The organism is Erythrobacter sp. THAF29 (assembly GCF_009363635.1).
GTDB lineage: Bacteria > Pseudomonadota > Alphaproteobacteria > Sphingomonadales > Sphingomonadaceae > Erythrobacter.
The window spans coordinates 2713823-2737958 of the sequence record NZ_CP045392.1 but is presented as its reverse complement, the minus strand read 5'-3'; the positions used below and the strand labels follow the sequence as shown (position 1 = coordinate 2737958).

Genomic DNA, 24136 nt, shown 5'->3' with positions numbered 1-24136 from the left:
TTGGGCGCGACTCCGAGTGCCGTGTTATGTCTCCTTCGGGTCACGGAGGAGAGACGCTATGGCCCTTTACCGAGACAATTTGCCGCAGCTGACCGGTGAGATTTTCCTCGCCGATGCCGGAATGGAAACCGACATAATCTTCAATCGCGGGATCGACATCCGCGAGTTCGCCTCGCACACGCTCTTGACCGATCCGGTTGGGCGCGCTGCGTTGACCGACTATCTGCGCGGGTTCGTGGAGCTTGCGGCGGACCGGAATTTGGGCCTTATCCTCGATGCGCCGACATGGAAGGCGCATATGCATTGGTCGGAAGACCTGCGCGAAGACGCCGCTTTTCTACGATCCGCCAACGAAGATGCAGTCGGTCTGGTGGCTCAGTTGCGCGCGGAAGCGGCGAACAACAAACCGATCGTCATCAATGCTCCGGTTGGTCCGCGAGGCGATGCCTATAAGCCGGAAGAGGTGATCTCTGCTGACGAGGCCGAGAAATATTACGCCGAGCAGATCGGCTGGCTGGTCCCGACCGACGCCGATATGGCGACCGCGCTAACCTTCACCCAATCGAGTGAAGCCATCGGCTTTTGTCACGCTGCCGCTGCCCAACACCTGCCGGCGGTCGTCTCCTTCACGGTAGAGCTCGATGGACGGCTGCCGGATGGTCAACCCCTTCGCGAGGCGGTGGAAGCGGTTGATGACGGAGCTGAGGGATATCCCGCTTATTTCATGATCAACTGCGCCCATCCCGATCACTTCGCAAGCGCGGTGCAGGACGGTGATTGGCGCAGGCGTATTCGCGGAATCAGGGCCAACGCTTCGCGCATGAGCCATGCCGAACTCGACGAAGCACCCGAGCTCGACGCGGGCGACCCGCACGAATTGGCTCGTCAATACGTCGAGTTGCGTGACCGCATGCCGTGGCTCAACGTCTTCGGCGGTTGTTGCGGCAGCGATTTGCGCCATGTGACCGAGATTGCGAAGGCGGTGACGGTCTGAACGGCACATTTGGACCATAAGCAGCAAACTCTCGGGTTATGAGCCGAGAGAGAATGCCAACCGGGTCGCACGTTAGACTCAAAAGGAGAACGTGTGATGAGCGAAGTCGATATGGAAAAACTTGAGGCGCTGGCTGGCAAGGTCATCGGCGATGTGGCTGGCGCGCTAAGCCTCTATATGGCGTATCTTGGCGACCAGGCAGGCCTCTTCGATGCGATCGATGGCGAGGGTCGCCTGACAGTTGAACAGATTGCAGGGAAGACGGGGCTCAACCCCAAATACCTGCACGAATGGCTCGGCTCGGTTTCGGCAGCGGGCTATGTCACGCACCACGCGGAAGACGACACGTTTTCGCTTTCGGAGGAGCAGGCTCTGGTGTTCGGCCGCGAAGGCCAGCCCGCGTGCATGCAAGGCTTCATCATGGCGGTCGTTTCGCAATACGAAGAGAACAAGAAGTCGGTCGACACCTTCAAGAGCGGGAAGGGCAGGCCGTGGGGCGATCACTCGCAATGCCTATTCTGCGGCACCGACCGCTTCTTCCGCCCTGGCTACCTCGCGAATTTGACCGAAAACTGGATACCGGCGCTCGGCAATGTGGAAGAGAAACTGAAGTCCGGCGCGAAGGTGGCGGATGTAGGGTGCGGGCAAGGTTCTTCGACAATCCTGATGGCCGAGGCATACCCGAATTCGCATTTCGTAGGGATCGATTACCATGCGCCTTCGATTGAAGAAGCGCGGCGCAAAGCACACGCGGCAGGCCTCGAAAATATTGAATTCACCGTGGCAACTGCGCAGGACTTCCAAGGCGATGGCTTCGACTTTGCCTGTATTTTCGATGCGCTGCACGACATGGGCGATCCGGTCGGAGCCGCGCGGCATGTGCGCGAGAGCCTGAAAGAGGACGGGACGTTCATGCTTGTCGAGCCGATGGCCGGCGACAGCTACGCTGAGAACATGAATCCCCTCGGACAGATATTCTATGCGTTCTCGACCACCGTCTGCACGCCGAACTCGCTCTCGCAGGATGTCGGACTGGGGCTTGGCGCGCAGGCGGGCCAAAAGCGCCTCACCGAAGTGCTGAACGAAGCCGGCTTCGCAAACGTAAAGCGTGCTTCGGAAACGCCGACCAATATGGTGCTGGAAGCGACTGCGTGACTGGGGGCATCGGCTCGTCTAGGGCTAACCCATGCTTCCACGCGAAACCATTGCCACCGCCGAGATTCCGGGCGGCGAGACCCTGACGCTGATCAGCCACGGGCGCGATTTCGTCATCATGCTGGGGCGCGATGAGCTGATGGGCACGCGCATGCAATTCTCGGAAGAGCAGCTTGCGGTTTTGACGTTGGCGGAGCTCTCCAGACCCGCGCCGCGCGTGTTGATCGGCGGCTACGGCATGGGTTTCACCTATCGCGCGGCACTTTCAAAAGTGACTGACGGCGGCGAAGTCGTAGTGGCGGAGATAGTCCCCGAGATCCTCGATTGGGCGAGGGGACCGCTTTCAGATCTCACCGGCGATACCCTCGACGATCCGCGCGGCGAAGTCGTGCTATGCGACGTCGCCGCGCTGATCGACGATGCCAATGACGGGACATGCGAGAAATTCGACGCAATCCTGCTCGACGTCGACAACGGCCCTGACGGGATCGTGCGCGACGCCAACGACCGCCTCTACACGCGGACCGGCTTGGCCAAGGCGAAGGATGCGCTCAATCCCGGAGGTATCTTGGCGGTCTGGTCGGCCGCGCCCGATCACAAATTTACGCGGCGACTGAAAGAAGCGGGCTTCGACGTCGAGGCCCGCGAAGTGCGCGCTCGCCCAAACAACAAGGGCCCGCGTCACACGATCTGGCTTGCGCGGAAGGTGCGCTAGTGACGCGGGCCAAACTTATCTGTCGTTCTTCAGTTTCTCTGACTGAACCGGGCAGACCAGGCTAAACAGCAACAATACAATGGCTGTCACAGGGAGCATCACAGCCAGTTCTAAGATATTTCCCGAGACAGACATGTAGACGAAAAACGAGATCACCAAGAGGGCCGCGCTCATGATGGCGTAGAGCGATCGGTGGAATGACAACACCGCGCCGCATGAGGGACAATGGACCGGCCTTGCGAGCGCCATACGCGCTAACTTCTTTAGACCCAATGTCGATCCGCAGCTTGGGCAGGCTCTCATAGCATTCGTCCCCTTGATATGCTTGTCAGGGCAGGCTCATTCTAAAGCGCGTCCCGCGTACATCGCAGACTCTAGAAATCGTAGATGATCGTCACGCGGCTCAGCGTGTCGGTCTGCTCCGCACCCGGAGGCGGATTGCTGTCGTACTCGATCGCATAGGAGAAGCGTGCGCTGAGATCGTCGCTGATCTTTGCATTTAATCCGGTGACGAAGTTGAGGCTGGTATTGCGCCCATCGACTAAAAGTGTTGCCGAGCCGCCCGCTTCGGCGACCGCGTTGGTGTCGTGCGTCAGTTTGAGCCTGTCGGTGATGTCCCAGTCGAAATCCACGCCGAACAGGGCCGCCAGCCGGTCTTCGCTCGTCCCGTCGAGGAATTGCGTCACCCGATAGGCCGGGCCTGCCTTCGCCGAAAGTTGTAGGTCGGGCCGGTCGATGATCTGATAGCCGAGGCCGCCCGACACCGCGTAGCGACCGGAGAAGCCCTGGAACCGGTCGCGCTCGTACTGGGCAAGCGCATAGGCGAAGAGGCGGTCGTTGATCTTGTAGTTGGGCTCGTAGCGGGCGAGAAATTGCTCACGCGTGGTGACACCGTTGGAGCGTTGATAATCGACACGCCCGATTAGCTTGTGCCGCCAGTCGATGCCTTCACGCTTTAACGAAAGCCCTGCGGTAATGCCGGTATTGGAGGAATTGCCGGTGGACCGGAACGCGCCGAGTTCGCCCTTGCCAGACCAATTTTCGAAAATGCCGGCATTTCGGATGCGTTCTTCTTCCGCCTGGGCTGCTGCTGCCTCTTCGGCCGCCAGTTCGACTTCGTATGCCGCAAGGATCGCGTCCAGCTCCGCCGCGTCTTCGGGACTGGTTTCGCGCGCCAGTTCGATCACGGTACGGACTTTGTTCTCGTCGCCGCTGCCGATCGCCGCGTCGATCATCGCGCGAACGGGGGCGGGTATCTCGGCGAGAGCTGCTGTTGGCGTTACGAGGGCGGTAATCGCAAAGCCCACGAGCAACATGGAATTGAGTTTTCGCATTCTTTAAGAACCCAGAACGCGCATAGGCCCCATGAAGTCCATCTTGCCGAGCGGCATACTTTTCATGCGAAGGATGCCGTAGAAAGTGGCAGCGTGGAAATTGAAATTGGGCTGGTTGAAGCTCAGCAAAAAGTTCGCAGCGGTCATTTCCATCAGCCGCTTTCCACCCAGTATAAAGCCGGTGGTCTGCCCCGAGATCGCTTCGAGAGCCTCTGCATCTATACCGTCCAGCTCAGCAAGCGCATCGTCAAGCATTGTCCGCATCGCCTCCCAATCTGAAGGGATCTCGGTGAAGTCGGGCGTGAATTCACCGTCCATCACCAACCTCACCGCATATCCGGTGTGCACCCAGCAAGCACGCACGTGCCACGGAAGCGACCACATGTCCTCGGCAAGCTTGGCATCGATCAGCTCGGAATCTTGCAATCCGTTGTCTCGAACGAAGGCCTCTGCCTTGTCCACCAGTCCTTTCATACCAATGAGGATTTGGCGGGCGGAGGGAACAAAGGCGTCGTGTAGGGACATGGGCATGGTTTTCTCCCGTCAGAATCGAGAAGGCCCAGCGTCTTGCTTCGCCGGGCCTTCGAGATTTGGAGTGTCAGCGAACCCGCGGGCCGCCAAATGGCAGGGGCGGTGGAGGGCGGCGCGCGCCGCGCGGCAACTGGGCCTGGTAAGCCCTTCCGCAATGCTCGACGCAATAGGGAAAGCCCGGATTTACCGCCTCGCCGCAGAAATGGAAATCAGGTTCGCCAGGGTGGCCCATCGGCCAACGGCAAACTTTGTCCGATAGATCGAGCAGGCTTGTCTTGTCGGCAATTTCGGGGCTCGGCTTTGCGGGGACGAGACGGCGCGGAGGTGCAGGCGGGATCGGCGCCTGCTGATCGCCAGGACCCTGCCTGAGGAACCCGCCCGGACCGACAGAAACGATCTTGGGGAGATCGGGCGTCGGGTTCGGAACAGGTTGCGAAGGCGTGCCGGTATTCTTGGGCGCATCGGCTTTTGCCGTCGCAGGCGCAGGCCTCGCGGCGACTTTCGCTGCGGGCTTTGCGGCGGGTTTGGTCGTCTTCTTGGCAGTTGCGCCTTTGGTGGACGCCTTCTTCGCCGCTTTTTTCTTCTCGTTGGCCTTCACCGGCGAGGGGCGCGATTTCAGGCCCAGGCGATGCGCCTTGCCGATCACAGCATTACGGCTGACGCCGCCCAGTTCCTCTGCGATCTGGCTGGCGGTCGATCCGCCTTCCCACATCTTCTTGAGCGTAGCTATTCGCTCGTCAGTCCAGCTCATAAATCTCTATTCCGTTCTAAAACCCGTGCGTGCGCCCGGCTTGCCAGTTTCGGACCGAAGCCCTAGGCGGCGAAGCCATGCAGAAGCAAGCCTTACGCGATCCATCGGCCGGCCCGATTTCGGACGCCGCTCCCGAAAGGAAAGTAACCGGCGGGAGCAACCGGTTTCCGCCGCGAGGAGAGCCGGTGATTTCCGGGATCAACCGCGTCGGCCTGTTCGCGCTCTATATGAAGGAGGTAAGGCGGTTTCTCAAGGTGCAGACCCAAACGATTTGGGCTCCTGCAGTCACCACGCTGCTGTTTCTGGTCATATTCACGGTCGCATTGGGCCGCGAGGGGCGCGAAGTGCTTGGTGTGCCGTTCGCAACCTTCGTCGCGCCGGGCCTAATCGTCATGGGCATGATGCAGAACGCATTTGCCAATTCGAGCTTTTCGCTGCTCTCCGGAAAGATCCAGGGGACGATAATCGATCTGCTGATGCCGCCGCTTTCGCCGGGCGAACTGATGGGCGGGATCGTTGCCGCGGCCGTCACCCGCGCGGTTGCGGTCGGTTGCACCGTGGCGCTCGCAATGTCGCTATGGCCGGGTGTGAGCCTCGGCATCGCGCATGGCTGGGCGATTGCGTGGTTCGGCCTGATGGGTTCGGTGATGCTCGCGCTGCTCGGTCTCGGTACGTCGATATGGGCCGAGAAATTCGATCACAACGCCGCCATCACCAACTTCGTGATCGCGCCGCTTTCCCTGCTTTCGGGCACTTTCTATGTAATCGACAATCTCGCGCCCGCGTTTCAAGCGGTGAGCCGCGCCAATCCGTTTTTCTACGTGATTTCGGGCTTTCGTTACGGATTCCTCGGCAACAGCGATATCGGTGGCGAGGGCCAGGTCATGGCTGCGGCAATCGGGATCGGCGTGTTCAACCTTGCGCTTGCGGTCGTCGTGTACCTCCTGTTGCGATCCGGCTGGAAGCTGAAAAGCTAGGGCGCAGGCTGGCGATCGCCTCGTGGGCGCCGAAAACATCTGCGATTTCGCCCAGGTCGAAGTGTTCGACATGCGAATCGCCATCGCTATACCTGCCGACAGAGACTGCGAGGCGGACGCTGCCAGTTCCGTCGTGCCGTTCGTGACGTTCGATTTGGCCGATGCGCGATGCTGGGCAAACCTTTACATTGAGCGTTCGTCCCAGTCGCAATTTCAGAATGCGTTCGTTGGTGACCGCATAGAGGACCTTGCCGCCTTCCCACAGAGGCAGGAAGGGTGCACTCATCATCGCCAAACCGACAAGCACAAAGGGAACCCCGAAAAGGGGAAATGTCCAAGCCCATGGGTCGGCGCCGCCCTCAACCGAAACGATCCCGGCAGAAGCCAAAACCACCCAGCAAACCGAAAACAACGTCCATGGAATAGCGAAAAGGTAGATGCCAAAGCCCATTACGGACAATCTGGCCAGTTGCGGGCCCTGCCACAATACACGCTCTGCCGGCCACAGTTCACGCGACAAGGCAAGCTGCAGGCGGGATTGTCGGCTCCCGTGGTGGGATAGGGCAGGGCTGCGCATCTGGCGCGGATAGCACCATGGCGATTACTGCCGAGTTAGCGGGTTACGCGGCAGTCAGTGCGTCAGCGAACGGCGCATACGGTATCGGCCATCCTTGAACTGCTCGAACAATTGCGGGAGTGTGGGATGGTCGATCGGCCCTCCATTGGGGTCGGCGACGAGATTGCCCTGGCTGACATACGCAACGTAACTTTCATCCTCGTTTTCGGCGAGAAGGTGATAAAAGGGCTGGTCGCGGCGAGGGCGGATATCTTCAGGGATGGATTCCCACCATTCTTCGCTGTTTGCAAAGACCGGATCGATATCGAAGACCACGCCGCGGAAATCGAACATCCGGTGGCGGACGATATCGCCGATACCAAATCGTGTGCGGGACTCGCGCGGCGCAACGATTGTGCGCCCTGCCTGATTTGAAAAGAATTCTGCGCGTTCCATAGTTCGGAGAATATGGTTCTTCGCACTCGCAAAACAAGCAGGTCGTGGCGTGCGAGGCCAAGATATGCCCCATTTTTGTGCTCCGTAGGGTCTTGGCAACGCGGGGTACCTGCGCTAACGGGCGCGCTCTCGTCGTTGTGTGCGGAGCATGTTCCGCCGGATTTCGACCTTTCCATCCGCGCTCATGCAGCGAAGCGGTGGAGCGACGGGAACCTGCGGAGAGGTGCCGGAGTGGTCGAACGGGGCGGTCTCGAAAACCGTTGTGCTCTCACGAGTACCGAGGGTTCGAATCCCTCCCTCTCCGCCACTTTCCCCTGAAGCAGCCTGTTTTCCGGGGCATAGCGCCCGATGTTCCCGACTACGCACTCTCAAGAGCATAGTGCGATGACTAATCACAGAACTGTCTCGAAGGCTTGGGCAGCCGATGGGCGGAAGGCAGATTGACGGCTGTTCAATTGCCATAACAATGCAGTCGATAGTCCGCTTTCGACCGGGTTGCGTAGTTTAGCGTTCGATTTCCACCAACAGCTTCTTGTCTTCGCGCTCGCCGGTGCGGAAGCGGGTGCCGGTGAAGCTTTCGATGAGGCCCATCGCTGTCCGCGTGTGCTGGCTCAGCTTGACTGTGGTGAATGCCCCGCCGCGTGCGAGCGCCAGGGGAAGGAGCAGCTGATCCTGCAGGTAAGGCCCGGCAAAGGCACCGCTCACAAGGTAGCCTTTCATGCGCGCGGCGGTGGTCTTGCCGATCTTCTCCGCCGGGAGTCCGAGCTTACCAAACCCAGACATCACCTCGGTTACGTGCTCAAAGCGCGCAGTGGCGATAAGCGCGTTGCCGGGCCCTTCGTCGGCCGAAAGCTGGCGCGAGGTAAATGCCTCTTTCGGCCAGTCGGCAAGCACCTTGCGCATTGCACTCAGCTCACGCTCGGCAACCTCGAAAGGGATGCCGGCGATGATCGCTTCGGCCCCGCCCGAAACGTATTCTCCGCGCTCGGTAAGCTCGACTGCGCGCAGCGGTGCGGGCTCGAAGTCGACCACTATACGTCCCCCGCCACGCGGAAAGAAGCCGTGGCGATCAAGTTTCGCCGAGATGCGCGGGCCCATCTTGTCGATCACCGGAAGCAGCGTGTGCGCGAGGAATTCGAAGGGCGGCGCGGCTATCGCATGCGTCCCTCCTTCGATGACCACCCGCGAGGGTCCGTCGGCGAGCATCAGCGGAACGAGGATCGTCTGCAGGACGAGCCCCGTCGCCCCGGCAGTTCCGACCGCGAAGTGATATTCGCCCGGCGTCACCGAGCCGGGACGGAATGTGACTTCGCTCGACCCAACCGCGAGCCCGCTGGCCTCGGCATTTCCGATAGAGCACGCGGCTTCGAGCGAGGTGAGATGCTGGCGCATTAGTCCCGGCTTCTCACGCCCACCGCGAATATTTGTGATGGTGAATGGCTCGCCGGTCATCAGCGAGAGTGCTGCCGAATAGCGCAGCACCTGTCCCCCTCCTTCGCCTTCGGAGCCGTCGATGGTGATCATGTCTCTTTCACCAGCCTCAGGAAAAGCGCGTTCGCTTTCTGCTTGAATGTTTCGGGATCAAGCCGCTCGGGCACATCTTCGGCGCGCATGAGCTCGGCATGGACCAGGTGTTCAATGTCGGGCCTGCGAACGGCATTGCTCTTTTCATTGGTATTGGCCTTCAGCGCGATCAACTCCTCAATCTGCTCGACCAGATGGGGTGCCAGGTCACACGCGGCCATCAACGCGCGCATCTCCATCGGCGGCCTGCGCGAAGGATCCTTGCGCAAGGCCATAATCGAAAGTGCAGGTCGCAGCGCATAGAAGTATCGTTTGACCGGAATATCCTCGCCATCTTCGAACCAGCGCGCAACCGTGCCGGTTCCGAGGTTGGCGTAATGCCGGGCATAGCCGCGCGGGTTGAACTGCTGGCTAGCGAGTACGGCGAGATCGGCCACGACCGGATGATCGGGCACATAGCGGATCGGGCTTTCGATCCACTCTGAGACCACGGCGTTGTGCTTGAGCATCAGGCTGAGCGCCTTGCGAATGTCCCAACCATTGAGGTCGATCTCGTCCTCTATGGGACGCTCAATCACATCGCGCGGCTTGTCCAGCACGAGGTAATCGGTCTGGGGCCGGACATAAAGGAAACGGATATCGAAATCGCTGTCGGGCGAGGGGAAGCCCCATGCGCGCGAGCCGCTTTCGATCGCCATCAGCAGGCGTACGCCTTCCTTGCTCGCCAAAGTGGCGAGACGCGTTTCGATCTCGACCCGCATGGAAGCGGGGATGGGCGGCAACAGTGTCATTATCTCGGTTTCTTGTGATAGAGAGTGAGGCAGGTGATGCCCGCAAAAGGTTACCCCTTCACGCACACCACCTGCTTCAGCGTGTGGACGATTTCGACAAGGTCGGACTGTGCTGCCATTACCTTTTCGATCGGCTTGTAGGCCCTTGGCGTTTCATCGATGACGCCTTCGTCCTTCCGGCATTCGACGCCGACGGTATCGGCGATGTGCTCGTCGAGCGACACCAGCTTCTTCGCCTGCGTCCGGCTCATCACCCGGCCCGCGCCGTGCGAGCAGCTTTCGAAGCTGTCCGCATTGCCGAGGCCACGCACGATGAAGCTCTTTGCGCCCATCGAACCGGGAATGATGCCGAGCGTGCCTTTCGCCGCCCGCACTGCGCCCTTCCGGGTGATCAGCACGTCTTCGCCGAAGTGGTTTTCCCGCGTTACGTAGTTGTGATGGCAGTTCACCGCTTCGCAAGTTGCATCAAAGGGTTTGGCGATCTGGCTCCGCAGCGCATCGAGGGCATGTGTCATCATTACCTGCCGGTTGAGCGCAGCAAAATCCTGCGCCCATTCGACCGCCTCGACATAGTCGTCAAAGTGCTCGGTCCCTTCCGGGAAGTAAGCGAGGTCCTCGTCAGGCAGGTTGATATGCCACATGCGCATATCCTGCTTGGCGAGCTCGATGAAGAACCGTCCAATCGCATTGCCGACGCCCCGCGAACCCGAATGGAGCATCACCCACACCCTCTGGTCCTGGTCGAGGCACAGCTCGAGGAAGTGGTTGCCCGTACCGAGTGTGCCGAGATGGACGACGGTGTTTGAGTTCTTTAGCTTCGGATACTTGGCGACGATGTTGCCAAACCGAACCGCGAGGGTGGTCCAGGCGTCGACAACGCCCTGAGGTGGTTCGCCCCACGCGCCTTTGTCGCGCCGTCCGCGTCCGGCCGACCGGCCATGCGGCACCGCGCCTTCGAAAGCAGACCGGATACCGGCGAGGTTGTCGGGCAGGTCGCTCGCGACGAGCGAGGTCCGCGCCGCCATCATGCCGCAGCCGATATCGACGCCGACCGCCGCAGGGATCACCGCGCCCTTGGTCGGGATCACCGAACCAACGGTCGCGCCTATCCCGACATGGACGTCGGGCATTGCGGCCACGTGCTTGAATATGAACGGCATCTGCGCCGCTTTTGCGAGCTGCGCCTTGGCTTTGTCATCGACCGGAACGCCGCGCGTCCAGGACTTGATCGGAACGCCGCCTTCCACTTCTGCAAATTCGTAATGTGTCTCGGTCATGGCGACCTCCTTTCTTGCATTTTTGGTGCTGGCGACAAGGTTTTGGCGAGACGATCTATCCTGAGCTACTCCGGTTTCCCGGGGGTGGGCTCGAACCACCGACCTCCTGCCAATGCAGGCGCTCTTACCCATGTAGTCCCGCCATCATTCGCCAGCTTTGATTCTCTTGTGCCGGCGGCGAGGATTAGTGAGACATCCTGAGTTTCCTCAGAGGTGGATTCGAACCACCGGTATCCAATGTAGTCCCACCGGCATCCGCCAGCGTCGATTGTTGCGACTGCCAAGCCACCGCTCACTCCACCCATTTGCCTGCATGATCATCCGGCAGGCTCAGGGTGGAAGTGTTGAGCGTGCGGGTGACCTCGGCCAGAAATGTGAGGTCCACGGCGACAAGTTTGGTGCAAAAGACGTTTCCCGCTTTTCCAATTAAGCTACAGCCCCTCATCCTGATGGAGCTGACGGGAATCGAACCCGCATCTGGCGTTTCTGAACGATGTAGTCCTTCGCGGCATTCGCCATGGATTTGAAATACAGTCGCAGCGACAAGAGATGTCGGAGACGTCGGCCCTTAAGCTACTTCCACAGCGGGATTTGAACCCGATCTCTCCGGACCGCTTTCGCGACGCTGGAGCGCTTTTCCCAACGGGGCCGCTTCGTGGTGGATGTAGTCCCAAACTGCATTCTCCACGGCTATATTCCAAAAGAGTTGCTATTCATTCGAAGGTCACGGCGACCAGCATTTTGACAAGACGACCCCCTAGGGGGCTTCCGCTCTACCCACTGAGCTACTGCCGGTTTCCCGGCAGGCAGGATTCGAACCCGCGACAAGATGTAGTCCCGCCCGGCATTCGCCGTGACCTTTAATCTTCCTTTCTGCGCTACCGCTTCGCTGCTTGAGCGCCATTACAATTTCACTTGGCCGATGATCTCAACCCAATCGCGTGCTTCGCCATTGGTGAAGCGCGCCATCGCGCCGAAGACCGCATCGGTGAAACCACCGACATTCATGATGTCCTTGCGGTCCTTCGCTTGCGAAGTCCCATAAGGTTGGATGTCGATGCAGATCAGCTTCGCTCCCGGGTTTCGGGCCTTCAGCTTCTTCCACTCGGTCATCACCTTCGTCGGGCCGCAACAGTTGCTATCGATCCAGGACTGGTTGTCCGAAACGATCACAACGCAATCGACCTCGGCACGCTCGCGGTTGAGCTTGGCCAGCGGTGCCGACACATTGGTGCCGCCACCCCAGATCTCTGCAAGCTTCTCGGCATTCACCGCGAGCCGCGCATAGGGATCGAGCTTTGCATCAACCACGCGCTCCGCGAACGGAAGCACGCGCGCCTGCCGGTTGGAGCGCAGCACTGCTGCTGCGACCAAAGCTGCTACGTCGATGCATCGCACAACCGAAGTCGCGCCCTTGCGATACCCCGTTGCCGGGGACTGCATCGAACCCGAAACATCGGGGCAGACAACGACATTGCCTTTCAGCTTTGGCACTTTCGAAACCGAAGCTTCGAGCGCCTTTTCGAGCGCAGCCTGCACCTCCAGCGGAACGCTGTCACCGACTTGCGCCAGCGTTGCCATCAGCTGGTAGGGCGCGGGCTTGACCCGTGCCATCGCCCGCTCATCACCGAGCCGGTCTGCGACCGTCTTGGTGACGCCCTTCACCTGAAACGCGCCATTACGAGCGAGCGTGTTGAGGTTCATGCGCAGTGCTTGCCAGCCGATACGGCCAGCGAGCACCCCCCACTGCTTCGCTGTTAGCTCGAACGACGTAAGCCACTCGAACGGAACCTCGGGCAGCGGACGCGACTTGTCCTTTTTCCACGCCTCGAATGCGGCGATTTCGACCGGGAGCGCTGCAACATCATACGGCTTGCCGATCAGCCAGCCATAGAATGCCCGACGCGTCGGATCCTTCGGAGCCGGGTGGACCATCTTCACGATGTCCGCGAGGCTCGGTTCCTTACCCGTAGCCGCCTGCATCAGCTGGCGGTACGACGCCTGCTCGAGCCATTCGCGCACCATCCGCTTCGGACGCGAGCCTAGCGAGGTCCGCCCGGTCTGGCCCGATCGCATGATCTGCACGAAGTTTCGCAGCATCCGACCGTTATCGATAACCCGCTTGAACACCGGGATCGAGAGATCCGGATCGGCGGTGGTAAGCCATGCTGCAAGCAGGGCGGGCATGTCCTTCATCGTGCCTGACTGGCGGGCATAGATCGCGCACTTAGCGACCCACACGGCATCGACCTTGGTCGCGGCATCGAGCGCGTCGGAAAGCTGCGCCTGCGCGCCGGAATAGAAGCCATCGCCAAGCGTGCCGGTTGCGGCAAGCTGTGCCAACATGGCTTCGGGACCATAGGCATAGGCGCTCCCGCCAGCCTGGTTGACCGTATCGGAGCGCGGCATGATTTTCGTCATCGCGCTGGAAAACAGGTTCTTGTTGGCCATAGTCCAACTCCACTTCGAGTTTCGCACTCCGGAGCCTTTGGGCGGCCGGCCCATTCCGGCCGCCCCTTTCCCGGCGTGTCGTCAGGAGTTCGACGATCCCGACGCCCACTACTACGCACGGGCTGTGCCAAACTCGGTCTGCGCGGGATCATTGCCACTCAAGGTACTGATATTGCAACAATTAAGCGAATTTTCGCCAGTTCTTGCCGTCGCGCTCAAACATCGAAAATCAATCCAGTTGTATAATGAGCTATCCAGATTTATAGATTTCGCATGAAGCCTATCACCGTCATCGGATTTCTCGGCTCTACTCTCGATGCCGGCAAATTCGGGCCGAGCCGTTGGAACAAGTGGCGACCCACAGTCAGCATCTGCATGCAGGAGGACCTGCGCGTCGACCGCTTCGTCCTAATGCATGGCCGGCAGCACCAGCGGCTCGCCGATTTCGTTATCCAGGATATCCGCGATGTCTCGCCCGAAACCGAGGTTTCGCCCCATGTGCTCGATTTCGATGATCCGTGGGACTTCGAGGAGGTGTATACAAAGCTACTCGATTTTGCGCGTGACTTTCCCTTCGATCCCGATACGCACGACTATCTGATCCACATCACCACCGGCACGCACGTCGCGCAGATATGCCTGTTCCTGCTGACCGAGGCCCGCTTCTTGCCGGGCAAGCTGCTGCAGACCCAGCCGCGCCGCGGGCAGCCCCAACCGATCGGAACGTGGAACTCGATCGATCTCGACCTGTCGCGCTACGATTCCATCGCCACCCGCTTTGCCGAAGCCAGGGCGGAGAGCGCGAGTTTCCTTAAGAGCGGAATCGAGACCCGAAACGCGGCGTTCAACCGCATGATCGAGGAGATCGAGCAGGTCGCGATCCGGAGTCGCGCGCCGATCCTCCTCATGGGCCCGACCGGCGCGGGCAAGAGCCAGCTTGCGCGCAAAATCTACGAGTTGAAGAAGCTGCGTCACCAGGTCAGAGGTCCCTTCGTGGAGGTCAATTGCGCTACGCTGAAGGGTGACAGCGCAATGTCGGCGCTATTCGGGCACAAGAAGGGGGCCTTCACCGGCGCGGCGCAGGACCGAGCTGGTCTGCTGAAGAGCGCGGACTCGGGCGTGCTGTTCCTCGACGAGATCGGCGAGCTCGGCATTGACGAACAGGCGATGATCCTGCGTGCGATCGAGGAAGGCCGGTTCCTTCCGGTTGGCTCGGACAGCGAGGCGACAAGCGACTTCCAGCTGATCGCCGGGACCAATCGCGACCTCATCGGCGAAGTCGCGAACGGCACCTTTCGCGAGGATCTGTTTGCGCGCTTGAACCTGTGGACCTTCGCGCTCCCGGGTCTTGCCGATCGGCGCGAGGATATTGCCCCCAACCTGGACTACGAGCTCGAACGCTTTGCCGAACGCGAGGGCACGCAAGTGACCTTCAACAAGGAAGCGCGCGAAGCCTATCTGGCCTTTGCCGAGGGTCCCTCGGCAACGTGGCTGGGGAATTTCCGCGACCTCGCGGCGAGCGTGACGCGCATGGCGACCCTGAGCCCGAGCGGGCGGATCGACCGGCCGGCAGTCGAGGCTGAGCTATCCCGGCTTACCGGACTGTGGTCGGGCTCCGCGCCGCATTCAGGGCATGGCAGGGCATTGCTCGAGGATCTTCTCGGTAGCGAGCGACTGGACGCAATCGACCCGTTCGACCAGGTCCAGCTCGAATTCGTGGTCGCAACCTGCCGCAAGAGCCGCAGCCTTTCCGAAGCGGGGCGCATGCTGTTCGAGAACTCGCGCAAGCTGCGCAAATCAACCAACGATGCCGATCGTCTGCGCAAATACCTTGCGCGATTCGAACTCAGCTGGTCCGACATTCAGGACTGAGCCTCGTGGGCCCTGGCCCGTGAGGGGGAGAAATCGCAGGCGGACCAGTCATTTGGCGATTGCAAAAAGGCCATGACGCGCGCAATGCTGAGGGCGGGGTCATGGACATTCTCATCCTCTTGCTGCTTGGCGGTACTGTCGCGTTTTCGTGGCACCGGATCGACAAGCTCGAACGCCGCGTCGCGGACCTCACCGGGCTGCTGGACGACCTGAGCGGCCCCTACTTCCGTCAGCCGCCTGCCGCACCGGTGAACGTGGCAGAAGCGGAGGCTGTACCTGCCCCGGAAAGCGGCAGCGAAGAACCTGAGTCGGCAACAGCCAAGCAAATCTCTCCCGCTGAGGAACCGCCCCGGTCGCCCGAGGTCGAACCCAACGCCGGACTTCAGCTCGAACCGAAATTGGTCGACGCGGAACGCGCCTACGCCGATGAAAGCGTGGCCGAGGACGCTCAGGCTTACGAGCCAGGCAAGGGCTTCTCCTTCGACTTCGAAGACATTTTCGGACGCCGCCTTCCGATCTGGGGCGGCGGTTTCGCGCTCGCAATCGCAGGTATCTTCCTCGTCCGCTTCTCGATCGAAGCGGGTCTCCTCACCCCGATAGTGCGGGTAGGCCTCAGCTTCTTGTTCGGGCTCTCCCTCCTCGCAGGGGCGGAAGCAGCTTTCCGCTTCGAAGAGCGCTTGCACGATCCGCGCGTGCGCCAATCGCTCGCGGGCGCGGCGCTAGCGACGCTCTATGGCGCATTCTACCTCGCGGGCACAGCCTATGGCCTAATTGGCGCGGGGGCGGCATTCGTCGGCCTTGCAGCTGTTACGGCGGCGGCCATCGCGCTCTCCTTCCGCTTCGGGCTGCCGTGTGCGGTGATCGGCCTCCTCGGAGGGTTCGCAGCGCCACTGCTGGTCGACAGCGACAGCGCCAACGTGCCCCTGCTTTCCTTCTACCTCGCGCTCGTCACGGGCGGCCTTGCCTGGACCAGCGAAGCGCAGGGTCGCAGGCGGCTTGGCTACGCCGCGCTCGCCGCCGGCCTTGCCTGGGGCGCGGCAATGATGTTTGCGGGCGTCTCGAGCAGCTCGGACTTTGCCGCGCTCGGCATCTACCTTGTCGTGCTTGGCACCGTGTTGCCTGCATTTCTGCACGCAAATGGCGGGCCTAGCCTTCCCAAGCTTGCTGCGGGCGCAATTGCGACGCTGCAGATGGCCGTGCTGGTAAGCGATGCAGGCTTCGCGCCGCTCACCTGGGGGTTGTACCTGCTGATCGGCGCGGCGCTTTCGGCGCTGGGCTGGCGCTATGCTGCGCTGCGGCTCGGCACATTGGTCGCCGCCGGTCTTGGCCTGTGGCTGCTTGTCATCTGGCCCGACCCCAAGGATCAATTCTTCGCGCTTGTCGCCGCTGCGCAGGTTTTGATCTTCGCTGGTGTTCCGTTTGCCTATCATTGGCTGGGACGCGCCCGGCTGCTTGATATCGCGCAGCTCGGTGCAGTGAGCCTCGTAATGGGGATCGTAATCTATACTCGCTTCGGAAGCTGGGGCGAACTCGACAGCGAACCGGTGCTCGCTGCGAGCATGGCGGGTCTCGCGCTGCTGCCGGGCATTGCCTTCGCGTTGCTGTGGCAAAGAGGCGAAGAGGGCGAGACGCGCAAGGCGCTGGCTCTGATTGCGCCTGCCGCGCTCCTGTCATTCGCAGCCCTTCTGCTGCTTACCCCCGCATGGCTTGCACCGATCATGGCGATGCTGGTGAGCGCGCCGCTGATCTGGTGCTACTGGAAGCGCGACGCGCTGGCGCTGCACGTCGCCAGCTGGTCGAGCGCCGCGGTGACGATTATCGCGCTTACCGTTACGCCGGATTTCGTGAACGAGACTTCCCAGCTGGGAGACTCGCCCGAAGCTGTCGACAAGATGCGGGCCGTACTGCGCTGGGTGGCAACGGCGCTGCCCTTCGCCTGCATGGCGATCATGGGCCGCAATCCAATCGCACTCGGCTTTGGTGAGGCGATCACAGTCGCATTGCTTTACGGCGTGGTCTCACAGGTGGTGCCGAGCGCGCCGCTCGCCTGGATCGCCGCCCTCGCCGCCATTGCCCTGTTTGTGCTCCGGCCTAGGCGCATCGCGGCATGGGCGACCGCGCTAGCCATTGCGGGCCTGTGGGCCTTCATCCCGCTCGCCCAGTGGGGCGAAGCCGGGACAATGGCGATGTTCGGCACACCATTCCAGGCGGGCTCGGCCATTGCCCCACAGGTTCTCGCCCTGCGGATCCTCCCGCTCGCTGCCGTCTTCGCCGCGCTCCTTTGGAAAGGAGAAGGCTGGCCCATGGACTTCAGGGCGGCACTGCTGCTCGCGCTCGGCGTGGTCGCAGTGATAGCGCTGCACAGTGTCTACAAGCAGGTCTTTTCGATCACTTCGCTATTCAGGTTCGAACACTACGGCATGGGAGAGAGAACCGTGTGGCAGGCAGCTCTCGTGCTCGCAGCCTATGGCGCACGGCAATACCTGCCTGATAGCATCCGCCGCCCGGTCAGCCTCGGCCTCATCGCGATTTCGCTCGCGCATTTCGTGTGGTTCACACTCGTTCTGCACAATCCGCTGCTGACCGTGCAGCATGTCGGTCCAACACCCATCGCCAACTGGCTGACGCTCGCCTATCTGACGGCGATTGGCGGCCTTTGGCTGGCACTGACGCAATGGGACGACGCTCCCGCCGCCGTTCGCATCGGCGTCGATACGGCAACGATGGCTCTGATCGCGCTGCTCGCTTATTCGCTGCTAAGGCAGGTTTTTGCGGGCTCGAACCTTACCTCGAGCACGATTGAGCAGACCGAGAGCCTGCTGATCTCGCTGCTGGGCATCGTCTTGGCGCTCGGCCTCCTTTGGTGGGGGTCATGGCGCGGCGAGCGAAGCTGGCGCATTGGATCGCTGGTGCTCATGCTGGTTGCGGTAGTCAAAGTGTTCCTGATCGATGCCGCCGGGCTCGAAGGATTGCTGCGGATCGCAAGCTTCATGGCGCTGGGCTTCAGCCTGATCGGGATCGGTTGGGTCTATTCGCGGCAATTGTCTCGGCTTACCGCATCAGAAACATAAGCGATTGCTTCGCTATCGCAAAGCGCGATTGGCGGCCTGAACTGTGCGAACCCTTTAAGTGTTGGATTTTGGGGAGGGCGCTGACGGACGGTCTGGATCAGGCGTTAGCTGGCAGCAATCTGCCACACCGCGCTGCCTGTGACTTACGACGAAAGCGCGTCAACCTCTTCGATCAGAAAGAAGAGGGCGGCCACTGGGTCCGCCCTCTCTTTCTTTGCTAAAGCTTGCACACCGCTTCAACTTGACTTCGGGTTTAACGTCGATGGGATGATCCGGAAGCCCCCTTCATTGCCGAAGGCGATGTAGGATACGCCTGCGAACATCAGGTTGATCCCGACCATGAAGCCGATGAACGCGAGCGATGTTCCGTTCGCGATTCCGACAGCGATAAGGATGCCGAGCAACAGCGACATTAGACCGGATGCAAGGAACCATGCCCACGCTTTTTCCGGGCGCACGTTGATCGCAAGGACCATCCTTATGATCCCGTCGACGACGAAGAATACGGCGAGCATTGCAGTGAGCGCGAACATGCCAGCGAAGGGGTTCGCGAGGAAAATCACGCCAGCAAGGATGTGCAGCCCGGCCACGATCAGTTCGAGGAAGAACCCGCCCCATTCCTTGTTCTTGAAGGCATGGATCAAGGTGACCACGCCGCCGACCAGCATGACCGAACCGACTAGCAGTTCCACCGAGAGGGTCGCGACCATCGGGAACACCAGCGCTCCGACCCCGGTCAGCACCAGCAGAATGCCGAGCCCGACAAACCAGCCGCGGGCGATGTCTTCCTGCTCTTCTATTTCTTCAGCAACGCTAGTCATTTTCATTTCTCCTCGTCTGGGTAATGGAAAGTCGGAAGTGATTTCAGCCGCGCTTCAGTTGCGCCGGGCAGGATCACGCCGTCAGCATTCCCGGCTTCGAAAAGGCGGGCGGGCACGGCGACGCGTTTGTTGTCGATGCCCAGGAAGCGATCGACCTCGACGATGGCGAGCGTGACGCTTCCATCGGTGCCGACGATCAGATCGTGGACCTTGCCGACTTTCTCCTCGCGATCGTTGAGAACCGTCGCACCGATCAGCTTTCGCGCGCTGTATCCATTGGCGATGATGCTCTCGAAGTAGGCTTCGCTGCTCACTACCGAAGACCCTGCAATCGGGCGGTCTTGAGCATGGCCCACGCTGGGTAGGGAAAGCAGCGCTGCGACTGCAATTGTTGTAATTGGTGATTTCATTGGTGTTCTCCCGTTTCAAGAAATGATCGGAGGCGCTGCCTCCGGCTACGAACCGCGCTCACAGGCTTGAGCCGACATGCTCGCGATAGGCTATGACGGCGGCTTGAAGCGCCTCCCAATGCCGCTCGGCATTGGCTTTGGAGTCTTCGAACTGCATGGCGACATCGCCTTCGACGCGGCTCGCAATGGCGGACACTTCGGCACGTGCAGCCTCGACATCTGCTCTGAGTTTTTGCGCCTGTCTGGCGACCCAGGCGTCTGCGTGTTCGCCGCAGCGTTTCACCCGGGCTTCAAGAGCGCTTAGTTCGTCATCGATCTGATCGAGATTGCTTCTGGCGCGCTCAACGAATTCGTCGGTGTTCAAGGTTCTGCCTCTCTTTCCTGTCGCCACAGCAGGGGCTGCGGCCTTGCGATGGACGAGAGATGCCATCGGCCCGCGCTTCCGGTGAGTGAGTCACCGTGAATCACTCACGGGGAGCGACCCGGTCCGACATTGCTTGCGTGCTCATTCAAGCAAACGGAGACAAACCATGAATTTTCACGAAGACACGTTCGAAGGCGGCTGGAAGGAATTCAAAGGCTACGCCCAGGCCGCCTGGGGCAAGCTGACCGATGACGACCTCGAAATGGCGAAGGGCGGCGTCCACGTTCTCGAAGGCATGCTGCAGAAGGAATATGGCATGACAGTCGAGAAGGCCCGCGACGAGATCGACGCGCTGATCGAACGCTATGACAACATGGCGTATGACGGCGAGTGGAAAGAGATCAAAGGCAAAATCCAGGAAGCCTGGGGTGACCTGACCGATGACGAGGTCGAGAAAACTGCCGGTCGCAAGTCAAAACTCGCGGGCGTGCTTCAAAAGCGGCTCGGCCATAATCGGTCAAAGGCCTGGCAGGAGGTCAACAAGTTCGTTGAGAAGAACTTCTGATCGACAAGGGATACCATCCCCCCTTGCTGTCCTTGGCATTCTACCATCGAAGCCACCACAGCAAGACCCCGGCCCGGGGCGCATCCAAATGGAGCGTTCCGGGCTTTGGCTCCTTCGCAACTGGAAATGCGGCTTTGGCCCGAGCTTGCTTCGTCCTTTACATCGGGCGGCCAGCTATCCGCTCAACCCACTACTGATTGAGATGCCGGGCTGATCGTTTGAGAGACGAAAGTCCGCCCTGCCGTTTGAGCGGAGCATAGAGCCCCCGCCAGACCAAATCGTAGGCTTCGATATTTTCGTGGTGAATGACGCCGACGGCCGTTGCGGCCTCTTCGATCATCTGATCCACATCGGGCAGCTTAAGCGTGCTTTCCGGCACGCAAAGATGGATCTTCAGCAACAGGCGGTCGTGAATGTGCGGATGAATCTTATATCTCAAGACCCGCCTTGCGAAGACCGTCGAGGAAATGTCCGATGTCATCGGACTTGAAATTCCACAAGGACATGGTCTCCCCCACAACCCCGATGGCGTGCGGAGACCGCTCCTCGACCTTGGATACAAGCTCTTTTGCCTGCGAAACGTCGCCCAACTGCGCGTGGAGCATCGCACGAACCAGATCGCCCCAATAGGATGCGCCGAGCACCTCCCCTTCGATGGTGTCCAACGCGAGCTGGTAGTCTTTCATCAGGTACCGAATTATGGCGATGTCCAGCTTGTACCATCCCGGCGGATCAGGGCTGAGGCTGATTGCTCGATCGAGATAGGACAAGCCTTCTTCATAGCTTCCTGAGAACCCCGTGCACGCGCCAAAATCGGCCATCAGGTCGGGATAGTTCGGATTGAGCGCCAGAGCGCGCTCTGCGGCGGCTCGAAAAGCCGACAGCTCATTCCGATTGAAATGGGTCATGAACAGGGCATGCAAGCCGGTGGCGTCCTTTGGGTCTGCCGCCACCGCCTTCTTCGCCGCTTCCAGCGCTCGATCGAGCGGCGCTCGGTTCCTCTCCCTTACAAACGAATATCTCGCTTCATCTCCGTAGAGAATTGCGAGCATTGCCCACGAGCCAGCGTAATTGGGATCCAGCTTGACCGCCTTTTCCAGCAGCTTCGTAACCTTCTCATGGGTTTCGTTGGATGGGCTTCGCCAATATTCGCTGGCCAGCAGCCGGCATTCGTAAGCGTCCAGGCTGTCGGTCTCGGCCTTGCGCCGTGCCGAGCCGGTCTTGTGAATCACGCCATGCGGCTCCGCAATCTCGGCGGCAATCCGGGATGCAATGGATTCCTGTATGTCGAACAGGCTTTGCACGCTCATATCATCGTCGAAAGTTTCGCTGAGCATGTGCGCGCCGGAACTGGCATCAATGAGCTGCGAAGTAACCCGGACCTGGTCCTTCCATCGCCGAACACTGCCTTCGAGGATGTAGCGGACACCCAGTTGCGCGCCAATCTCGCGCGCGTCGCCCTTCTTGTCCTTGTACCGGAACGTAGAATGACGAGCAGCGACTCTGAATTCGCGAAATCGCGAAAGGGCATTCAGGATTTCCTCAGTGAAGCCATCGGCCAGATATTCCTGATCTGGGCTGCCACTGAGATTGTCGAACGGCATGACGGCGATGGTATAGCGCTCGGCCGCCGTGTCCTGCCGCACCTTATCGGGATGACCAGTGGGAGCAGTTTCGGGATCGAACGCAACCTGAAAGACCGGGATATAGGATCCCTTGGGAACAAGAATGCGCAGAGGGTCTTCTGCTCCATCGGTCGCGTAATAGAGGTCCAACCGGCTGCGCAGCTTTCCCGCCTGCACGCGCACAATCGTGTCGATTGCAGGGTCGAAGTCGTCGGGCTTGTCGAACACGTCGAGCCCGATCGAATAGCCCTTCAAGGCCTCTTCATTGCCTGCAAGCGACTGATCGACCAGATGCGTGAGAAAGCGCTGCAGCCGGGTCGTTTCGGAAAATTGACTGCTCGCAAGGATACGGTCCAGCTGTTGCCGGACCACTCCAGGCTCCATCGCCGCCGATGCGATTGCAGTCATCACCCACCTCGCCAGATCAGTGGCTTTTGAGTTCGGCGAGCTTCTCGCCGGATGGCCTGCACGGACATACTTGAACTTCCGCCCACAGGCCTACGCAAGGATACACGCAGGTTGATCAAGGTCAATTTTGCGCCGCATCCCGGGATCCGTCTCTCGCTGCGGTCGAAGATTCACCGTGATTAACTCACGCGTGGTGAATCAAAGTTGCACTCTCTTCCCAACATGAGCGGCTGCTTGCGCCGAACCGCTCAATAACGACCATCACGCCTCGAACGGGAGCCCTTCACAATGCAGTCCAATCAGTTTCAAGCTCGTCCAATCGCGATCTTACTGGCAGCGAGTGCGCTCGCCCAGCCGTTCCCGGCAGCGGCGCAAACTGAACTCAAGCTCGGCGTCGAGGGTCTGGGAGAAATCGATGCGTCGACGCCGTTTGATACGCAAACCCTTCGCACGATCGAGCGGAGCATCGATTGGAGACCAATACGCCGCACGACCGAAAGCGGTTACCAAGAAGTCATCATCGGCACGCGAAGGGGACGCAAGCTCGTCACGCTGATCAGCGATGGCCGAGGGCGGATTGCGGCAATCGAGATTCACAACAGCCAAATCAGCAATTGGCTCGGCCCGCGTGTCGGCGAGGCCCATCGCCCGCTCCAGCAGAACCTTCAACTCGGATCGTGCCGGGCGGGCCAGGAAACGCACTCAGGTTCGGTAATCTGCACCGCGGCGGAAACGGATCGTATCACCTATGTTTTCTCCGGTCGCTGGAACGGTCCTGACGGCCGGATGCCACCCGATAATGCGCTGGACGGATGGACGATTTCGCACATAATCTGGAAGCCAGAGCGCTTTGCTCAGATCGGGCGTCCGCTATCCTCACGGCCAATCATCACCCCGTCCTTCGACTGTACGCAGGCCCGTGGTTCGATCGAGCAACTCATCTGCGATGACCCCGAGCTCGCCGAACTCGATAATCGCATGAGCACACTTTACGCCCGCAAATACGATGCGGCCGGGCTCGTGGAAAAACTGAGCCTCCGAGCGCACCAAATCGGCTGGGTTCGCGGTCGGAACGATTGCTGGAAATCGGTCGATCGGCGAGAATGCGTGGCTGGAACCTACAGGGATCGGATAAACGAATTGCAGGACGACCCAGACGCAACAAATCTCGCTGGGACCTCATGGAAGGCAGCTCGCATCGCGGGAGATCGGATTCCTGAATCGATCGACATCAACCTGAAGTTCGACACCGATGGCCGATTGAACGGCTCTTCCGGATGCAACCGGTACTTCGCCTCCTATATGCTCGAAGGCCGGCAGCTAAGAGTCTCGCAGGTTGGTGGGACCCGTCGGATGTGCCCGGAACTCGAAATGCTCGCCGAAACGCGGTTCCTCGATGCTCTTGGGAAGACGGAAGGATGGGGCATGCGCAATGGTGAGTTGATCTTGTTCGGGACGGGCGCGGAATTGACCTTCATCCGCCAGTAG

22 protein-coding genes and 1 tRNA gene are annotated in these 24136 nt (G+C 60.4%); 10 read left to right on the top strand and 13 right to left on the bottom strand.

The genetic code is table 11. From position 1 onward, the window contains the following. Positions 1-58 precede the first annotated feature (58 nt). From FIU90_RS13315 to FIU90_RS13305, 3 genes are all read left to right on the top strand, one after another. Complete coding sequence (locus tag FIU90_RS13315; protein WP_152435217.1) at positions 59-994, top strand: homocysteine S-methyltransferase family protein; 936 nt, start codon at positions 59-61, stop codon at positions 992-994. Positions 995-1090: 96 nt separating this feature from the next. Beyond that, the gene (locus tag FIU90_RS13310) at positions 1091-2149 is read left to right on the top strand and encodes a class I SAM-dependent methyltransferase (RefSeq protein ID WP_152435216.1); all 1059 of its coding nucleotides are present in this window, start codon (positions 1091-1093) and stop codon (positions 2147-2149) included. 31 nt (positions 2150-2180) lie between these two features. Further along, positions 2181-2864 carry a spermidine synthase gene (locus FIU90_RS13305; RefSeq protein WP_152435215.1) on the top strand — a complete coding sequence of 228 codons (684 nt, stop codon included), beginning with the start codon at positions 2181-2183 and terminating at the stop codon, positions 2862-2864. A 374-nt stretch (positions 2865-3238) separates the two neighbouring features. Here FIU90_RS13305 and FIU90_RS13300 read toward each other — a convergent pair whose 3' ends face one another. From FIU90_RS13300 to FIU90_RS13290, 3 genes are all read right to left on the bottom strand, one after another. Then, positions 3239-4198: a YdiY family protein gene (locus FIU90_RS13300; protein WP_234029526.1), complete on the bottom strand. Its 960-nt coding sequence runs from the start codon at positions 4196-4198 to the stop codon at positions 3239-3241. Positions 4199-4201: 3 nt separating this feature from the next. Further along, on the bottom strand, positions 4202-4729 hold the full coding sequence (locus tag FIU90_RS13295; protein ID WP_152435214.1) for a DUF1993 domain-containing protein: 528 nt from the start codon (positions 4727-4729) through the stop codon (positions 4202-4204). Positions 4730-4796: 67 nt separating this feature from the next. After that, entirely contained in the window at positions 4797-5480 is a 684-nt protein-coding gene (locus FIU90_RS13290; RefSeq protein WP_152435213.1) for a GcrA family cell cycle regulator, read from the bottom strand. A gap of 77 nt (positions 5481-5557) precedes the next feature. Here FIU90_RS13290 and FIU90_RS13285 point away from each other — a divergent pair, with 77 nt between their 5' ends. Next, positions 5558-6457, top strand: a complete 900-nt coding sequence (locus tag FIU90_RS13285; protein ID WP_152435212.1) for an ABC transporter permease — start codon at positions 5558-5560, stop codon at positions 6455-6457. 22 nt (positions 6458-6479) lie between these two features. Then, entirely contained in the window at positions 6480-7019 is a 540-nt protein-coding gene (locus FIU90_RS13280) for a hypothetical protein (protein ID WP_152435211.1), read from the top strand. Between the two features lie 69 nt (positions 7020-7088). On the opposite strand, the gene hspQ is transcribed toward FIU90_RS13280, so the two are convergent. Next, entirely contained in the window at positions 7089-7469 is a 381-nt protein-coding gene (hspQ, locus tag FIU90_RS13275; RefSeq protein ID WP_152435210.1) for a heat shock protein HspQ, read from the bottom strand. 217 nt (positions 7470-7686) lie between these two features. Here hspQ and FIU90_RS13270 point away from each other — a divergent pair. After that, positions 7687-7776, top strand: a tRNA-Ser gene (locus FIU90_RS13270). A gap of 197 nt (positions 7777-7973) precedes the next feature. Here the strand turns inward: FIU90_RS13270 and rtcA are convergent. The 4 genes from rtcA to FIU90_RS13250 form a co-directional block, all read right to left on the bottom strand. Then, positions 7974-8993, bottom strand: a complete 1020-nt coding sequence (rtcA, locus tag FIU90_RS13265; RefSeq protein ID WP_152435209.1) for an RNA 3'-terminal phosphate cyclase — start codon at positions 8991-8993, stop codon at positions 7974-7976. Next, positions 8990-9784, bottom strand: coding sequence for a nucleotidyltransferase domain-containing protein (locus tag FIU90_RS13260; protein WP_152435208.1), 795 nt, complete (start codon positions 9782-9784; stop codon positions 8990-8992). The genes rtcA and FIU90_RS13260 overlap by 4 nt, the downstream gene beginning before the upstream one ends. Positions 9785-9834: 50 nt before the next feature. Further along, positions 9835-11061, bottom strand: a complete 1227-nt coding sequence (locus tag FIU90_RS13255) for an RtcB family protein (RefSeq protein ID WP_152435207.1) — start codon at positions 11059-11061, stop codon at positions 9835-9837. Between the two features lie 903 nt (positions 11062-11964). After that, positions 11965-13512, bottom strand: coding sequence for a VWA domain-containing protein (locus tag FIU90_RS13250; RefSeq protein WP_152435206.1), 1548 nt, complete (start codon positions 13510-13512; stop codon positions 11965-11967). Between the two features lie 273 nt (positions 13513-13785). Between FIU90_RS13250 and rtcR the strand changes: the two genes are divergently transcribed. Then, positions 13786-15384 carry an RNA repair transcriptional activator RtcR gene (gene rtcR / locus FIU90_RS13245; RefSeq protein ID WP_152435205.1) on the top strand — a complete coding sequence of 533 codons (1599 nt, stop codon included), beginning with the start codon at positions 13786-13788 and terminating at the stop codon, positions 15382-15384. A gap of 101 nt (positions 15385-15485) precedes the next feature. Next, complete coding sequence (locus tag FIU90_RS13240) at positions 15486-18455, top strand: DUF2339 domain-containing protein (protein WP_152435204.1); 2970 nt, start codon at positions 15486-15488, stop codon at positions 18453-18455. A 236-nt stretch (positions 18456-18691) separates the two neighbouring features. Here the strand turns inward: FIU90_RS13240 and FIU90_RS13235 are convergent, their stop codons facing one another. Genes FIU90_RS13235 through FIU90_RS13225 form a run of 3 tightly spaced genes read right to left on the bottom strand, consistent with a single transcriptional unit; the run spans position 18692 to position 20050 of the window. After that, complete coding sequence (locus FIU90_RS13235) at positions 18692-19276, bottom strand: HdeD family acid-resistance protein (RefSeq protein WP_172970268.1); 585 nt, start codon at positions 19274-19276, stop codon at positions 18692-18694. A gap of 2 nt (positions 19277-19278) precedes the next feature. Then, positions 19279-19686: a PRC-barrel domain-containing protein gene (locus FIU90_RS13230; protein WP_152435202.1), complete on the bottom strand. Its 408-nt coding sequence runs from the start codon at positions 19684-19686 to the stop codon at positions 19279-19281. A 58-nt stretch (positions 19687-19744) separates the two neighbouring features. Continuing rightward, positions 19745-20050, bottom strand: coding sequence for a hypothetical protein (locus tag FIU90_RS13225; RefSeq protein ID WP_152435201.1), 306 nt, complete (start codon positions 20048-20050; stop codon positions 19745-19747). A 166-nt stretch (positions 20051-20216) separates the two neighbouring features. Between FIU90_RS13225 and FIU90_RS15660 the strand changes: the two genes are divergently transcribed. Continuing rightward, on the top strand, positions 20217-20615 hold the full coding sequence (locus FIU90_RS15660) for a CsbD family protein (RefSeq protein WP_199799336.1): 399 nt from the start codon (positions 20217-20219) through the stop codon (positions 20613-20615). A 190-nt stretch (positions 20616-20805) separates the two neighbouring features. Here the strand turns inward: FIU90_RS15660 and FIU90_RS13210 are convergent, their stop codons facing one another. Further along, complete coding sequence (locus FIU90_RS13210) at positions 20806-21054, bottom strand: hypothetical protein (protein ID WP_152435200.1); 249 nt, start codon at positions 21052-21054, stop codon at positions 20806-20808. Further along, on the bottom strand, positions 21044-22648 hold the full coding sequence (locus tag FIU90_RS13205) for a hypothetical protein (protein WP_152435199.1): 1605 nt from the start codon (positions 22646-22648) through the stop codon (positions 21044-21046). The genes FIU90_RS13210 and FIU90_RS13205 overlap by 11 nt, the downstream gene beginning before the upstream one ends. Positions 22649-22936: 288 nt before the next feature. Between FIU90_RS13205 and FIU90_RS15655 the strand changes: the two genes are divergently transcribed. Continuing rightward, complete coding sequence (locus tag FIU90_RS15655) at positions 22937-24136, top strand: DUF1131 family protein (protein WP_152435198.1); 1200 nt, start codon at positions 22937-22939, stop codon at positions 24134-24136.

Excerpts from the sequence above, each read along its gene's own strand:
- hspQ (WP_152435210.1), bottom strand. The coding sequence starts at position 7,469 with ATGGAACGCGCAGAATTCTTTTCAAATCAGGCAGGGCGCACAATCGTT.
- FIU90_RS13255 (WP_152435207.1), bottom strand. The coding sequence starts at position 11,061 with ATGACCGAGACACATTACGAATTTGCAGAAGTGGAAGGCGGCGTTCCG.
- FIU90_RS13285 (WP_152435212.1), top strand. The coding sequence starts at position 5,558 with ATGCAGAAGCAAGCCTTACGCGATCCATCGGCCGGCCCGATTTCGGAC.
- rtcA (WP_152435209.1), bottom strand. The coding sequence starts at position 8,993 with ATGATCACCATCGACGGCTCCGAAGGCGAAGGAGGGGGACAGGTGCTG.
- FIU90_RS13240 (WP_152435204.1), top strand. The coding sequence starts at position 15,486 with ATGGACATTCTCATCCTCTTGCTGCTTGGCGGTACTGTCGCGTTTTCG.
- FIU90_RS15660 (WP_199799336.1), top strand. The coding sequence starts at position 20,217 with ATGAATTTTCACGAAGACACGTTCGAAGGCGGCTGGAAGGAATTCAAA.
- FIU90_RS13310 (WP_152435216.1), top strand. The coding sequence starts at position 1,091 with ATGAGCGAAGTCGATATGGAAAAACTTGAGGCGCTGGCTGGCAAGGTC.
- FIU90_RS13290 (WP_152435213.1), bottom strand. The coding sequence starts at position 5,480 with ATGAGCTGGACTGACGAGCGAATAGCTACGCTCAAGAAGATGTGGGAA.
- rtcR (WP_152435205.1), top strand. The coding sequence starts at position 13,786 with ATGAAGCCTATCACCGTCATCGGATTTCTCGGCTCTACTCTCGATGCC.
- FIU90_RS13315 (WP_152435217.1), top strand. The coding sequence starts at position 59 with ATGGCCCTTTACCGAGACAATTTGCCGCAGCTGACCGGTGAGATTTTC.
- FIU90_RS13205 (WP_152435199.1), bottom strand. The coding sequence starts at position 22,648 with ATGACTGCAATCGCATCGGCGGCGATGGAGCCTGGAGTGGTCCGGCAA.
- FIU90_RS13300 (WP_234029526.1), bottom strand. The coding sequence starts at position 4,198 with ATGCGAAAACTCAATTCCATGTTGCTCGTGGGCTTTGCGATTACCGCC.
- FIU90_RS13295 (WP_152435214.1), bottom strand. The coding sequence starts at position 4,729 with ATGCCCATGTCCCTACACGACGCCTTTGTTCCCTCCGCCCGCCAAATC.
- FIU90_RS13230 (WP_152435202.1), bottom strand. The coding sequence starts at position 19,686 with ATGAAATCACCAATTACAACAATTGCAGTCGCAGCGCTGCTTTCCCTA.
- FIU90_RS15655 (WP_152435198.1), top strand. The coding sequence starts at position 22,937 with ATGCAGTCCAATCAGTTTCAAGCTCGTCCAATCGCGATCTTACTGGCA.
- FIU90_RS13235 (WP_172970268.1), bottom strand. The coding sequence starts at position 19,276 with ATGACTAGCGTTGCTGAAGAAATAGAAGAGCAGGAAGACATCGCCCGC.
- FIU90_RS13250 (WP_152435206.1), bottom strand. The coding sequence starts at position 13,512 with ATGGCCAACAAGAACCTGTTTTCCAGCGCGATGACGAAAATCATGCCG.
- FIU90_RS13305 (WP_152435215.1), top strand. The coding sequence starts at position 2,181 with ATGCTTCCACGCGAAACCATTGCCACCGCCGAGATTCCGGGCGGCGAG.
- FIU90_RS13260 (WP_152435208.1), bottom strand. The coding sequence starts at position 9,784 with ATGACACTGTTGCCGCCCATCCCCGCTTCCATGCGGGTCGAGATCGAA.